The sequence below is a fragment of the Shewanella electrica genome (genome assembly GCF_022321485.1).
GTDB classification, from domain to species: Bacteria; Pseudomonadota; Gammaproteobacteria; order Enterobacterales; family Shewanellaceae; genus Shewanella; species Shewanella electrica.
Window position 1 is genome coordinate 91,539 of sequence record NZ_JAKOGG010000008.1, and the last position, 14,626, is coordinate 106,164.

Sequence of the window (14,626 nt, forward strand, 5' to 3'; positions counted from 1 at the left end):
CTTGTTCATAACGCGTAAAAATTAAACACTAAAGATAAACAGCCCCTAAGGGTTGCTGGATGAAGGGAGTACGCCACTGTGCTGAAAAAATTTTTGTTAGTGTTGTTATGTTTGCAGGTGTGGCTGCCAGTGTCGGCGGCTGATGAAGCTAAGCCGCCAGTGGGCTCTGATAACTATGCTTACTACGGCTTTGAGCCGGAGATCGTCACTAACTATATTTCTAATCGCAAAAAGCTTGGCTTTGTTCGTATCAGTGTCGAGTTGATGGTTAAAAGCCCTGAAGATCTGGTGCAGATTGAACATCATGATCCGTTGTTGCGTTCAGCCATGGTGGAAATCTTGGGCAATCAGCCTGAAGACCGCGTGAAATCCATTGCTGGCCGGGAAGAGATCCGCAAAGAGTGTTTTGACGAACTCAATAAACTGTTGCAGCAAGAAACGGGTAAGTCGCTGATCGTCAACCTGTTGTTTACCAGCTACCTGTACGATTAATTGCGGTTCAAACGTTAAAAAGCCAGTCGCAACTGGCTTTTTTACGTTTGCGGAGAGCTAGTTACTGCGGGCTCCAAATAATCTGCCCACAATCTGTTAAATCGTAACCACCAAGTTGGGCCGCCATCTGCCGCGTGCCGGGATTGAGCAGCATCTTAAACAGCTGTTGTAACTGACGGCGGAAGTAGATGCCTTGCGGCATGACAAAATCAAACGACTCCGTCAGCAATGGCACAAAGCCCAAACCACTTTCCTGCGCCACCGCTTGGCAACCAAAGCCAATGTCGGCTTCATTGCGGGCAATACTGCCTGCTAATTCCCGCTCACTAAAGGCCATCAGCACCGCATTGAGGCTATCCACCGTGGCGCCACGTTTCATCAGCCAATGTTCTAAATGCTGTTGGCTGCCCGCGCCGCCTTGGCGCGTGACCCAGCGCCAAGATTGCTGCAACACTGTATCTTCCTCTTGGCAGCGATGTAACAGCTCGGGTCGCACAATCAAGCCCTGCTGGCGATTGTAGCCATGTACCATGATCCACTGTTGGTGGTTAGGATAGCCTTTGAGCAACGCGGTGTGGCGAATATTGCGCTCGTCGACACTGCCCCAGTGCAGGGTACAGATATCGGCATAGCCTTTAGACAGCAACTCCAGCCCTAAACGTGAACCGGTGGCGCTGTAGCTGATCAGCTCGCGGCTGCCCACTTCCGCCATCAAGCGGCCAACCAACATCGACAACAATGGGTCGTCACTGCCGGTGACTAACATGCGGTCAGACAACATGCCGCTGTGGCAAGAGTCCATCACCCAGCGGTCAATCAGGATCTTAGGAAACAACCATTTACCGGTAATTTTGGTGGCTGGCAGCATACGCTCGTTCGCCATGGCGTACACTTTCTTTTCGTTGAGGTCTAAATATTCTGCTACTTGCTTGGCGCTCATATAAACCAGTTCACTGGGTTCGCTCATTAGGGCTCCTGCGCTTAACCGTGCGGTTATTTTTGGGCATCGAATTGAAGGTTTTCCGCGCCATTATAAACGAGGAAGTGGCGACCTTTAGCACGTGCGATCATGGTAATGCCAAGTTTTTGCGCTAGCTCAAGTCCCATTTGGGTCACGCCGCTGCGTGAGAGCAGCACCGGAATGCCCATCTTGGCGACTTTAATCACCATCTCTGAAGTAAGTCGGCCAGTGGTGTAGAAAATCTTATCGCCGCCCGTTTGGCCTTCGAGCCACATCTCACCCGCCAAGGTATCCACCGCATTGTGGCGACCGACGTCTTCCACGAATGACAGAATTTGATCGTGCTGACACACGCCGCAGCCATGCACCGCGCCGGCATTTTTGTAGGTATCGTTGTATTGGCTGATATTTTTTAGCAACTCATAGATGGTGGTTTGCGATAACGACGGCGTGGGCAAGGTAATATCTTCGACGCCATCCATAAAACCACCGAACACTGTACCTTGGCCGCAACCGGTGGTGACGGTTTTTTCCGATAGCTTAGCTTGTACGCTGTCGGTATTTTCCTTGGTGACGATGGCCGCTGAGCTGACTTCCCAATCAATAATCACCGAATCCAATAGGTTCGCATCTGAGATAAATCCCTGATTTTTAAGATAGCCTAGCGCTAGAGCTTCTGGGCGCGCGCCTAAGGTCATTAAGGTGACAATCGGTTGCCAATTGAGATACACCGTCAGTGGTCGTTCACAAGCGATGAATTTTTCATGCACCTCACCGTTTTCATCAACGGCGGTAACGGCAATGGTTAGCGGCACTTGTGCGGCAGTTTTAATCAGGTGGAGCTTAGGCTCAGTCATAAATCGCTTTACTCTGTTATCAATTGCAAGGGACTGTTGGCTTTTAGTGTTTGATTTATGTTCAAATTAAACGCGTTATGGACAAGGTGCGGCCGGTCACGCTTAGTTAACTCAGCAAACTGGATGCACAAAATGACCAGCAAAGGTCAACAGCCACCGTATACAGCAATATCTATACCGTGTTGGGTTTGCCTCTAAATAGTAGGCGATATTTCCCCGCAATCCGTCACCGGCACTATGCTTTAGTGCAAAATGTCTGTTTTGACCAGACAAATTGTCCCAATCTGGGCCAAAATTAAGCGATCTAGCACTCATAAAAAACCGTATAACAAGTTGGTGCATATCTTGCTATGCCCCGTGGAACGCTCATGGCCCGAAAATACTAACTCGGGAGGAATAATCCGAATGCAACATTCTCAAAGTTTATGGCCGATGTACGTGTCATTGAAAAAGGTCGAAAAACAAGTTGGCCGCTGGTTGGCAGAAAGCTGGGAACTTGACCAAGTGGTGCCAGCCACTGAACCCGCGCCTGAAAATGCCAAGTTGGTGGTATTAGAGCTGTTTCTGGACCAACGTGCCAGCTATCGCCTCAATCTCGATATGGATAACCCCATGCTTTACGTGGTGTGTGATGAACAGGAAGACGGGACTTGGGTGCCATCGCTGCTCTCCGCCGACCAAAACGTGGCCGCAGGTTGTTTAGAGGGCGATACGCCGGTATTGAACATGGCGATGCCAGAAGCGATTGCCTGCTGGATTGAATCGTTTATTACCCAATATGGTGAAGTCGAGATTTGTGCTCACCGTCGTAAACATGTGAATCGCCGTAAGGAAGTGGCCGAAGAACAGCACCGAGGCAGGAATCACTCATGAGTGACAAACCCAGTTTTCTGAGTCGTTGGGCGCTGCGCAAACAGCAGGTGCAAGATGGCGAAGCGGTGACTGAAGCGACGGAAATTGAGGTCACTGACGCCAACAGCGATGTTGAGGCCGAGCAGAGCCGCGCGGATGTCCCTGCGCTTGCCACTGACGATGACACATCAGCGCTGGCTGCAACCAACGCTGATGCTGAGCAAGAGCCATTGCTGGGCGCGGACGATCTGCCCGATCCCAATGCGATTGAGGAGGGCGGCAGCTTTGCCAGTTTTATGGGCAAAAACGTCGACCCGAGTGTGCGCCAAAATGCGCTGCGGGCCTTGTGGAAACAACCGCATTTCAGCGAAATCGACGGCATGATGGAATACGCCCTCGACTACTCAAATCAAGAGGTTCTCACGCCAGAAGTGTCCACCGAGTTGGCTAAAAAAGTGTTTCGACACCTCATCCAAGAAGAAAAACCTGCTGACGAAGCGGCAAGTGAGCCAATGTTGGCCGATACTGAGCAAAGCGACGCTGTAAGTGCGGCAGATGATGCGCAAACAACAGCGGCTGCGGATGTATCAGCAACAGCTGAATTATCGGACAAAATGGACGGTGAAATGGCGACAGTTAGCCAAAATGCACCAGTCGCAGGTGAAAAAAACAATGATGGAGTTGCTTAACGTCAGTTTGGCAGTATCTGTTAGCCATAAAATTGGTGTGTGAATTGCTTATAACTTTTTAATTCGCTGTAGCTAGCTGATAAAAATAACAAAAGCTGAAACTAATAATATTTTGCTACAGCCCGAATCTCATTTAGGAACGCATTGTGAGTAATAGTGAGAGCATGATGCTGGCGCAGCCCGAGCTGCAGCTGGCGCGTAGCGATGTCCAGGGGCAGACTCGCATACTGCAAAACTTGATCCCACCCACCGTCAGTTACTCAACTGAGGGCAACCTATTATTGATCGGTCCAGAGGACTTGACCCGATTGGCCGCAGGCCAACTGGCAGGTATGGCTGGCCGTGCCATTTTGGCCAATGGCGCCATCACTAACCAAGATGAAAGTTATCTGGAACAAGTGATGGAAGCCGCGCCAGAAGTGGAAAGTTACTACGGCAAGTTGCTGGGTATCAAAGGCTTTTTAGGTCAGTTCCAAGTGTCGGTTGACCACAACGGTCAAGCGGCTGAGCTGAGCAAAGTGGCACTGCGTAAAGCGCATTTTGATATCGTGCTCGATATGAGCAGCGACCCATGCATTCAGCTGGAAATGCTGCCACCGGGCTATTTTTACGTCGGTGAAGACAGCGACAAACTCGCCGCCGCGCTGGAAGAAATTCCCCAACTGGTTGGTCAGTTTGATAAACCGCGTTACGTCAAAGTGAACAGCGATATCTGCGCCCACAGCCGTAACGGCATTGAGGGTTGTACCCGCTGCCTCAACTTCTGCCCAGCGGATGCGATTAAAAGCGTCGAGCAGGCCATCGAGATTGACCCATACCTGTGCCACGGTGCTGGCAGCTGTACTAATGCCTGCCCAACCGGCGCGTTGTCGTATGACTTGCCGACTCCGCAAGCGCTGCACTCTTACCTGAATAAACTGATCAATCGCTATCTGGCAAAAACCAACGTCGCGCCGGTGATCCTGTTTCACGATGCCAACCAAGGCGCCGAGTTGATCAACGAAGCGCTGGCAGGCCAAGTGCTGCCGGTCGAGCTGGAAGAGATCACTGTCGCTGGTATCGACCACTGGATGACCGCGTTAGCTTGGGGCGCGCAGCAAGTGCTGGTACTCAATACCGCCGCTACCGCGCCGACCTTGACCCAAATGCTCAACGGTGAAGTTGCCCTCGCTAACACGTTACTTGAACAAATTGGTCAGCCTGCACGTATTCAACTGATAGATGAAAAAGCACTGGCAAATCTGTCGCCTATACTTGAAGAGTCTGCGGCATGGTCAAACACCACACCGGCGGACTTCGCAGTCACCACCAAACGTAACGGTTTCTACGCCGCGGTGGATTATCTCAACGAGCAAGCGGCTAACACCAAAGATGAGCTGGCGTTGAGCAACATCCCTTACGGTGAAGTGACAGTGAAAGAGGCAGGTTGCACGCTGTGTATGTCATGCGTGTCAACTTGTCCAACGCAAGCTTTGCTTGATGGCGGCGATTCACCCGCGCTGTATTTCGTTGAGCAAGACTGCGTGCAATGTGGCTTATGTGAAGCCGCTTGCCCTGAAAAAGTCATCAGTCTGTCGCCAAGGATCAATCTGGATAAGGAGTCCAGACAAGCGCGTAAGACCTTGAAAGAGGAAGCTCCGTTCGAATGTATTCGTTGCGGCGCTCCATTTGCGACCCAGTCTATGGTGCATCGGATGCTGGAAATGGTCGGAACGCACAGTGCCTTTAGCGCCAATATCGAGCGCCTAAAAATGTGCGGCGATTGCCGAGTCAAAGATATGTTTGAAGACATTCTTGAAGACCCGGAAAAGCAACTGAGATAAGAGAGCCGATATGACCGAAAACACCAAACAAATCTCCGAAAACGATCTGCTCCGGGCTGATATCTATCAACTGTTGGCAGCCTTATTACGCCGCACTCCATCAGCGGAGCTGCTGCAATTTCTGCATGGATTAGAAGTCGATAGCAACGACGATAGCAGCATGACTCGCGCGTGGTTGTCGATGAAATTAGCCGCGGAGCAGTTCTCTGCCGAGCAGCTAGAAGATGAATACTTCAATCTGTTTATCGGCGTCGGTTCAGGGGAAATCCTGCCGTACGGCAGCTGGTTTATGACCGGCTCGCTGATGGACAAGCCGCTGGCTCTGCTACGCCAAGATCTGATCCAACTCGGCTTTGAGCGGGGTGATGATGTTAAAGAGCCAGAAGACCACGTCGCCGCGTTGTTTGAAGTGATGAGTGCGCTGATCCTCGAAGCACCGAGCCACCAACAACTGGCGTTTTATCGCCGCCATCTCGGTAGCTGGATCATCCGTTTTTGGGATTCACTGTCACGCTGCAACAGCGCCGCATTTTACGCGGTCGTGGCTCAGTTGGGACGCGCATTTTTTGAAACCGAAATCGTTGAATTTGAACGCTTAGTGTTGAGTACACCTGTGGTGGAATCTTCCGGCGTGCAGATCCAACCCAAGGCCAACGAACTGGCCTCGTAACCCGCTTATCGATAGATGAGCACCGCACGGGAGTGAGGGCTCCCGTGTATAACAACTAGGAGACGCTATGAAGAAGCAAGCTTCAGATCTGAGTCGCCGTCAACTGCTGAAAACGCTGGCGCTAGGTAGCGCAGCGGGTGCCGTAGCCACTGTGAGTGGTCAAGCGCTTGCCGCCACCGAAGCAACAGCCACAGCTGCAAAACAAGCTGACGGTTACCGTGAAACAGAGCATGTCCGCAGTTACTACGACACCTTGCGTAGTAAATGATAATAAGGAGTGTGTGATGCGATTAACTCGTAAAGCTGACCAAGCACCCGTAGCCGAGGCTAAGCCATCGCTCGGGCTGAATCGTCGTCAGTTCCTCAAATCAGCAGGGTTCGCTACCGGTGGTATCGCCGCGGCTTCCATGCTGGGCGCCGGCATGATGCGTCGTGCTGAAGCCACTGAAGTGCCACATGATGCACCGACCGAAGTGAAACGTACTATCTGCTCGCACTGCGCAGTAGGTTGTGGTGTTTATGCTGAAGTACAAAACGGTGTATGGACTGGCCAAGAACCGGCATTTGACCATCCGTTTAACCGCGGTGGCCACTGTGCTAAAGGTGCCTCGTTGCGCGAAGTTGCCCACGGCGACAAACGTAACAAGTACCCAATGAAACTTGAAGGCGGTAAGTGGAAGCGTCTGTCTTGGGAACAAGCCATCAACGAAGTTGGTGACAAGATGCTGAAAATCCGTGAAGAATCTGGTCCAGATTCAGTCTACTTCATGGGTAGCGCTAAGTTCTCTAACGAACAGTCATATCTGTATCGCAAATTGGCCGCTATGTGGGGCACCAACAACGTCGACCACTCAGCGCGTATTTGTCACTCTACCACGGTAGCCGGTGTTGCTAACACTTGGGGCTACGGTGCGCAAACCAACTCATTTAACGACATGCACAACTCTAAGTTGATGTTGTTTGTGGGTTCAAACCCTAGTGAAGCTCACCCAGTTGCCATGCAACACGTGTTAGAAGGGAAAGAGCGCGGTGCCAAAATTATCGTGGTTGATCCACGTTTCACCCGTACTGCAGCGAAAGCTGACGAGTACGTGCATATCCGTCCCGGCACTGACATTCCTTTCATCTACGGCTTGCTGTGGCACATTTTTGAAAACGGTTGGGAAGACAAACAGTTTATCCAATCACGTGTTTACGGTATGGAACGCATTCGCGAAGAAGTGGCTAAGTACACCCCTGACGAGGTGGAACATGTTGCTGGCGTGAAGAAAGAACAGATGTTCCGTATTGCCAAGATGCTGCATGAGCACAAACCCGGCACCATCGTTTGGTGTATGGGCGGTACGCAGCACCACGTTGGTAACGCTAACACTCGCTCTTACTGTATTTTGCAGTTGGCGCTGGGCAACATGGGCGTTTCTGGTGGCGGTACTAACATTTTCCGTGGTCACGATAACGTGCAAGGCGCGACAGACTTTGGTCTGTTGTTTGATAACTTGCCAGGTTACTACGGCCTGACATCAGGCGCTTGGGCACACTGGACTGGCGTGTGGGATCTCGATCCTGCATGGGTTAACAGCCGTTTTGACCAAGGTGAATACCTCGGCCAAAAACCACAAACCTCAACCGGTATTCCCTGTTCACGTTGGCATGACGGCGTGTTGGAAGACAAAGCCAAGATCGCACAGAAAGACAACATCCGTCTGGCGTTCTTCTGGGGTCAGTCTGTTAACACCGAAACCCGTGGTCGTGAAGTGCGTGAAGCACTGAACAAGATGGACACCGTAGTGGTCGTCGATCCGCACCCAACCATGGCGGCGGTAATGTCTCAACGTACTGATGGCGTCTACATTCTGCCAGCATGTACCCAGTTTGAAACCTACGGTTCTGTGACTGCGTCAAACCGCTCAGTACAGTGGCGTGACCGTGTGATTGAACCGCATTTCGAGTCACTGCCTGATCACGTGATCATGTACAAGTTGGCCAAGAAATTGGGCGTTGAAAAAGAGCTGTGTAAACACATTCAAGTCAATGGTGACGAGCCATTGGTAGAAGATGTGACCCGCGAATTCAACCGCGGTATGTGGACCATTGGTTACACTGGTCACAGCCCAGAACGTTTGAAAATGCACCAGCAAAACTGGGGCACATTCGACTTTGATTCTCTGGAAGCACCCGGCGGTCCAGCTAAAGGTGAAACCTACGGTTTGCCTTGGCCATGTTGGGGGACCCCAGAGATGAAACACCCTGGTACGCAGATCCTCTACGATACTAGCAAAGCGGTTAAAGATGGTGGTGGTGTGTTCCGTGCCCGTTACGGCGTAGAGCACAACGGCAACAACATTTTGGCCGAAGGTTCCTATTCAAAAGGCAGTGAAATCACTGACGGTTACCCAGAATTTACCGACAAGATGCTCAAGCAACTTGGCTGGTGGGATGACCTGACTGCCGAAGAAAAAGTGGCTGCTGAAGGCAAAAACTGGAAGACCGACCTCTCTGGCGGTATTCAACGTGTTGCCATCAAGCACGGCTGTATCCCTTACGGTAACGCGAAAGCACGTTGCATCGTGTGGAACTTCCCAGATGATATTCCACTGCACCGTGAACCACTGTACACCCCACGTCGTGACTTGGTGAGCAAGTACCCAACCTATGAAGACCGCATGGTGGCACGTCTGCCAACCTTGTATAAGTCGATTCAGGATCAGGACTTCACCAAAGACTTCCCATTGGTACTGACTTCTGGTCGTCTGGTGGAATACGAAGGTGGTGGTGAAGAAACCCGTTCAAACCCATGGCTGGCTGAGCTGCAACAGGAGATGTTCATCGAACTGAACCCTGCTGATGCGGCAGATCGTGGCCTGCGTGATGGCGACAACGTGTGGGTTCATGGGCCGGAAGGCGCCAAAATCAAGGTTAAGGCAATGGTCACTCCACGCGTTATCGCGGGTGAGTGTTTCATGCCATATCACTTCGCCGGTATGTTCGAAGGCGAAAGCCTCGTGGGCAATTATCCTGAAGGCACTGTGCCATATGTTCAGGGTGAATCTGCCAATACCGTGCTGACTTACGGCTACGACGTGGTGACACAGATGCAGGAAACTAAATCCTCACTGTGCCAAATCACTAAAGCATAACCGACTTGATGAGGAGATAAGCCACTATGGCAGTCATGAAATTCTTATGTGACACCAAGCGCTGCATCGAGTGTAACGGTTGCGTCACTGCCTGTAAAAACGAAAACGACTCCGCTCTTGAGTGGGGTATCCAGCGTCGCCGCGTGGTGACCATCAATGATGGTAAACCGGGTGAAGCTTCAATTTCAGTTGCTTGTATGCACTGTACTGATGCGCCTTGTATGGCGGTTTGCCCAGCAGACTGTTTCTACCGTACCGAGGAAGGCATCGTACTGCATAACAAAAACACCTGTATCGGTTGCGGTTACTGCTTCTACGCTTGTCCTTTCGGAGCACCTCAGTTCCCGAAAAAGACGGCGTTCGGCAGTCGCGGCAAGATGGACAAATGTACTTTCTGTGCAGGTGGCCCTGAAGAGAACTTCTCTGAACGCGAACACAAGTTGTACGGTGCTAACCGTATCGCCGAAGGTAAATTGCCAATGTGTGCTGAGCTTTGCTCCACCAAGGCGTTGCTGGCAGGTGATGCGGAAGTGGTATCGAGCATCTATCGTGAGCGTATGGCACGCCGTGGTAACCCGAACACCATTTGGGGCTACAACCCACAAACTGGTGACATGAACTAAGAGTGAACCAAAGCGGGGCAACCCGCTTTGATGAGGAGTGACTATGCTAAATAAATCACTGCGCAGTCTGTTTGCTCTCATGGTGTTGGTATGCGGGTTAGGGCTGGCAAGCGTAAGCACCAGCGCGATGGCCGCGGATGAACAATCCAGTAGCCAACAGGCGAAAGCACAAACCAGCGAAGCCGATCTTTGGCGTGCGGTTAAGTCAGGCGAGTCTGGCTACACCACTGCTCAAGGTGTTGAGCCGGGCGTGTTGATCAACGTTGTCGGCGAACAAGGGCGCGAAGTGCGCAACAAATACCTGACCCCCATTATGGCGCTGGCCGTCGTGGGCGTATTTGGTGCGTTTTTGCTGTTCTACTTCGTTAACGGTCCATCACGCTTGAGCAAAGGCTTTTCTGGCAAGATGGTGTTTCGTTGGAGCAAGGCAGACTTGATCATCCACTGGTGTGTGGCGATCAGCTGTTTAACCTTGATCTTCACTGGCCTCAACATCATGCTCGGCAAACATGTATTGCAACCCTACGTGGGCGGCGATATTTGGGCGGCATTGATCTACGGTTCTAAAACTGTGCACGACTGGGTGGGACCATTCTTCCTCGTCGCTTGGGCAGTATTAGTGATCAAGTGGTTGCCGGACCAGATGCTGAAAAGTTATGACCTGAAATGGTTTATGACCGTCGGTGGTTACTTCAACATCGGCCCATTGAAAGGCAAACACCCGGACTCTGGCTTTGCCAACGCGGGTGAAAAACTGTGGTTCTGGACCTTGGCAATTTTCGGTCTGTTCATCGGGGTTTCCGGTGTGATGATGGTACTGCCAAATCTGGATCTGCCACGTGAAGCCTCAATGGCAGCGTTGCTGGTACATGGTATCAGCGCCACGCTGATCATCGCGTTTACCATCGTCCATATTTGGATGGCGACCGCGCTGAGTGAAGGGGGTATGGAGTGTATGGTTTCTGGTTATTGTGATGAAAACTGGGCCATGCAACACCACAACCTTTGGTACGATGAAATCAAAGCCAATGGTACCTTGAAGTATCGCGAAGAGTAAGCAAACATTTGCGCTAAAATTCACACCCCGGCCAAGGCTGGGGTGTTTTATTTTTAGGCAAAAATAGTGATTAAAAACACGGCAAAAATTGCTAACAAAATGATCATTTTTCACGCTTTTCCACATGACAAATCTGCGTGAGTTAACGCTTTTGAAAATCCCTTAAGAATGCGGCATACAAAGCTGTTTTAGATCAATATTTCTCGCCCTTTTTCTCTATATATTCCACTTGCCTAAATTAAGAGTTTAGTTGTTACTTTTTTAAGCAACTTTCCTTAATGGTCTGCCGTCGTATTCGGACCATCATATCTGCATACCACCACGGCTAAAAATACCCACTTTTTGCCCACCTTGGGCAGCTGTAAATCAGGAGTCGTCATGACCCAATCTAAACCAGATCTGAGTCGCCGTTCGCTGCTGAAAGCACTGACTGTAGGTTCTGCCGCAGGCGCCGCCGTAATGGCAACTGGCGCCATCGCTAGTGAACCAAAGTCAGAAGAAAAACAGTCAGTTAAGGCAAGCGGATACCGGGAAACCGAGCATATTCGCCACTATTACAACAGCCTGCGTTAATCCAGGAGAATCAAGCGATGAAGTTAACTCGCACATCTGATGTCGCCGCCAAGGTCGACAAGCCGACGCTGGGGATCAGTCGTCGTCAATTTATGAGAAATGCCGGGGTGACCGCAGGTGGTATTGCTGCAGCGTCATTTTTAGGCACTGGCATGATGCGTCGCGCCGAAGCGAAAGACGTACCGCATGATGCGCCAATCGAAGTCAAACGTACCATTTGTAGTGCCTGTGCCGTCGGTTGTGGTTTGTATGCTGAAGTACAAAACGGCGTGTGGACCGGTCAAGAACCTGCATTCGATCACCCATTCAACCAAGGCGGTCACTGTGCCAAAGGTGCGGCACTACGTGAACACGGCCACGGTGAAAAACGTCTGAAATACCCAATGAAACTTGTCGATGGCAAGTGGAAAAAAGTCTCTTGGGCAACGGCGATTGATGAAGTGGGCGACCAAATGCTCAAGATCCGTCAAGAGTCAGGTCCAGATTCACTGTACTTCATGGGTAGCGCTAAGTTCTCTAACGAAGGTTGCTACATGTACCGTAAATTCGCGGCCATGTGGGGTACTAACAACGTCGACCACTCAGCCCGTATTTGTCACTCTACCACGGTAGCCGGTGTTGCTAACACTTGGGGCTACGGTGCGCAAACCAACTCGTTTAACGATATTCAAAACACCAAGGCGATCTTCTTCATCGGTTCTAACCCTGCCGAAGCTCACCCTGTTGCCATGCAACATATCCTGCTGGCAAAAGAGCGTAACAACGCCAAAATTATCGTTATTGATCCACGTTTCTCCCGTACAGCTGCTCACTCAGATCTGCACGTTGCTATCCGCCCAGGTACCGATATTCCGTTTATTTACGGCATGTTATGGCACATTTTTGAAAACGGTTGGGAAGATAAAACCTTTATCGAACAACGCGTATTCGCCATGGATGAAATCCGTAAAGAAGCCGCGAAATTCCCACCAAAAGAAGTGGCCAACATCTGCGGTATCACCGAAGAATCACTCTATCAAACCGCCAAAATGTTCGCTGATAACCGTCCGGGCACCGTGGTTTGGTGTATGGGTGGTACCCAGCACCATGTGGGTAACGCCAACACCCGTGCTTATTGTATTTTGCAGTTGGCGCTGGGCAACATGGGTAAACAAGGTGGCGGTACTAACATTTTCCGTGGTCACGACAACGTACAAGGGGCGACTGACTTAGGTTTGCTGTTCGACAACTTACCGGGTTACTACGGCCTGACCTCTGCCGCGTGGGCACACTGGACCCACGTTTGGGATCTGGACCCAGAATGGGTGAAAAGTCGTTTCGATAAAGGCACCTATTTAGGTAGCGATCCAATGACCACCCCGGGGATTCCATGTTCTCGTTGGCATGATGGTGTGTTGGAAGATAAAGCCAAGTTGGCGCAACGCGACAACATCCGCATGGCGTTCTTCTGGGGCCAATCGGTTAACACCGAAACTCGTCAACGCGATGTGCGTGAAGCACTGGATAAGATGGACACCATCGTGGTGGTCGATCCAACCCCAACCATGGCCGGTGTAATGCATCGCCGTAAAAACGGCGTGTACCTGCTGCCAGCGTGTACTCAGTTTGAAAGCCGTGGCTCACTGTCTAACTCAGGCCGCTCTATTCAATGGCGTGAGCAGGTGATTGAACCGCTGTTTGAATCTAAAAACGATTTGGAAATCATGTACCTACTGTCGAAAAAATTAGGCTTCGACAAAGAGTACACCAAACGTATGCAAATCGATGAAAAAGGCATTCCATTAGTGGAAGACGTGACCCGCGAAATCAACCGCGGCATGTGGACCATTGGTATGACTGGCCAAAGCCCAGAGCGTATTAAAGAACACACCATGAACTGGGGCACCTTCAGCAACAAGACTTTGGAAGCCGAAGGCGGCCCATGCAAAGGTGAAACTTACGGTTTGCCTTGGCCATGTTGGGGCACGCCAGAGCAGAAACACCCAGGCACCCAAATTCTGTATAACCAAAGCCGTCATGTCTTGCAGGGCGGTGGTAACTTCCGCGCCCGTTACGGTGTGGAATACAAAGGTGAAAACATTCTGGCAAACGGCTCCTACTCATTAGGCGCTGAAATCCAAGATGGTTACCCAGAATTCTCCGACAAGCTGCTCAAACAACTGGGCTGGTGGGATGATCTGACCGACGCTGAAAAAGCCGAAGCCGAAGGTAAAAACTGGAAGACTGACTTGTCTGGCGGTATCCACCGCGTAGCGATGAAGCACGGTTGTATTCCATTCGGTAACGCCAAAGCGCGTTGTATCGTGTGGACCTTCCCTGACCAAGTGCCGGTACACCGCGAGCCGCTGTATACCCCACGTCGTGATCTGGTGGAAAAATATCCAACCTATGAAGACCGTCAGGTACACCGTCTGCCAACCTTGTACAAGACTATCCAACAACAGGATATGACCGGCAAATACCCACTGGCACTGACTTCTGGTCGCCTGGTTGAGTATGAAGGTGGTGGTGAAGAATCTCGTGGTAACCCATGGTTGGCTGAACTGCAACAAAGCATGTTTGTGGAAATTAACCCGGGCGACGCAGCAGACCGCAGCATTCGCAACGGCGACAAAGTATGGCTAGAAGGCGCCGAAGGCGGCCGCATTCTGATTGAAGCCTTAGTGACTCCACGGGTAAAACCGGGGGTAACTTGGATGCCATACCACTTCGCTGGTGTGATGCACGGCGAAAGCTTAGCGGCAAATTATCCAGAAGGCACAGTGCCTTACGTGATTGGCGAATCAGCCAACACCGCACTGACTTATGGTTATGACCCAGTGACGCAGATGCAGGAAACCAAAGCGTCCCTGTGTCAAATCGTCAAAGCTTAATTGCAGCGTTGTGAAGGAG

General features: G+C 51.1%; 13 protein-coding genes. 11 read left to right on the forward strand and 2 right to left on the reverse strand.

All coding sequences use genetic code 11. The annotated features are described in order from the left end of the window. Nucleotides 1-81 precede the first annotated feature (81 nt). On the forward strand, nt 82-492 hold the full coding sequence (locus L9G74_RS12585) for a flagellar basal body-associated protein FliL (RefSeq protein ID WP_438944568.1): 411 nt from the start codon (nt 82-84) through the stop codon (nt 490-492). A 61-nt stretch (nt 493-553) separates the two neighbouring features. On the opposite strand, the gene L9G74_RS12590 is transcribed toward L9G74_RS12585, so the two are convergent. Together L9G74_RS12590 and L9G74_RS12595 are read right to left on the reverse strand one after the other, a co-directional pair. Further along, a complete protein-coding gene (locus L9G74_RS12590; RefSeq protein ID WP_238896765.1) occupies nt 554-1,459 on the reverse strand; it encodes a substrate-binding domain-containing protein in 906 nt (301 codons plus the stop codon). A 26-nt stretch (nt 1,460-1,485) separates the two neighbouring features. After that, a complete protein-coding gene (locus L9G74_RS12595; protein ID WP_238896766.1) occupies nt 1,486-2,310 on the reverse strand; it encodes a formate dehydrogenase accessory sulfurtransferase FdhD in 825 nt (274 codons plus the stop codon). Nucleotides 2,311-2,715: 405 nt separating this feature from the next. On the opposite strand from L9G74_RS12595, the gene L9G74_RS12600 reads away from it, so the two are divergent. The 10 genes from L9G74_RS12600 (at nt 2,716) to L9G74_RS12645 (ending at nt 14,607) form a co-directional block, all read left to right on the forward strand. Next, nucleotides 2,716-3,183: a DUF3305 domain-containing protein gene (locus L9G74_RS12600; RefSeq protein WP_238896767.1), complete on the forward strand. Its 468-nt coding sequence runs from the start codon at nt 2,716-2,718 to the stop codon at nt 3,181-3,183. After that, the gene (locus L9G74_RS12605; RefSeq protein ID WP_238896768.1) at nt 3,180-3,851 is read left to right on the forward strand and encodes a DUF3306 domain-containing protein; all 672 of its coding nucleotides are present in this window, start codon (nt 3,180-3,182) and stop codon (nt 3,849-3,851) included. Before L9G74_RS12600 ends, L9G74_RS12605 begins: the two co-directional genes overlap by 4 nt. 164 nt (nt 3,852-4,015) lie before the next feature. Beyond that, nucleotides 4,016-5,674: a 4Fe-4S binding protein gene (locus tag L9G74_RS12610; RefSeq protein WP_238896837.1), complete on the forward strand. Its 1,659-nt coding sequence runs from the start codon at nt 4,016-4,018 to the stop codon at nt 5,672-5,674. A 10-nt stretch (nt 5,675-5,684) separates the two neighbouring features. Continuing rightward, nucleotides 5,685-6,344: a TorD/DmsD family molecular chaperone gene (locus L9G74_RS12615; protein ID WP_238896769.1), complete on the forward strand. Its 660-nt coding sequence runs from the start codon at nt 5,685-5,687 to the stop codon at nt 6,342-6,344. Nucleotides 6,345-6,411: 67 nt separating this feature from the next. Continuing rightward, the gene (locus L9G74_RS12620) at nt 6,412-6,612 is read left to right on the forward strand and encodes a twin-arginine translocation signal domain-containing protein (protein WP_238896770.1); all 201 of its coding nucleotides are present in this window, start codon (nt 6,412-6,414) and stop codon (nt 6,610-6,612) included. Between the two features lie 16 nt (nt 6,613-6,628). Further along, nucleotides 6,629-9,481: a formate dehydrogenase subunit alpha gene (locus L9G74_RS12625; protein WP_238896771.1), complete on the forward strand. Its 2,853-nt coding sequence runs from the start codon at nt 6,629-6,631 to the stop codon at nt 9,479-9,481. Between the two features lie 26 nt (nt 9,482-9,507). After that, nucleotides 9,508-10,104, forward strand: a complete 597-nt coding sequence (fdh3B, locus tag L9G74_RS12630; RefSeq protein ID WP_238896772.1) for a formate dehydrogenase FDH3 subunit beta — start codon at nt 9,508-9,510, stop codon at nt 10,102-10,104. A 43-nt stretch (nt 10,105-10,147) separates the two neighbouring features. Beyond that, complete coding sequence (locus tag L9G74_RS12635) at nt 10,148-11,161, forward strand: formate dehydrogenase subunit gamma (protein WP_238896773.1); 1,014 nt, start codon at nt 10,148-10,150, stop codon at nt 11,159-11,161. A gap of 378 nt (nt 11,162-11,539) precedes the next feature. Continuing rightward, nucleotides 11,540-11,734, forward strand: a complete 195-nt coding sequence (locus tag L9G74_RS12640) for a formate dehydrogenase (RefSeq protein ID WP_238896774.1) — start codon at nt 11,540-11,542, stop codon at nt 11,732-11,734. A 17-nt stretch (nt 11,735-11,751) separates the two neighbouring features. After that, entirely contained in the window at nt 11,752-14,607 is a 2,856-nt protein-coding gene (locus L9G74_RS12645) for a formate dehydrogenase subunit alpha (protein WP_238896775.1), read from the forward strand. Nucleotides 14,608-14,626: the final 19 nt, after the last annotated feature.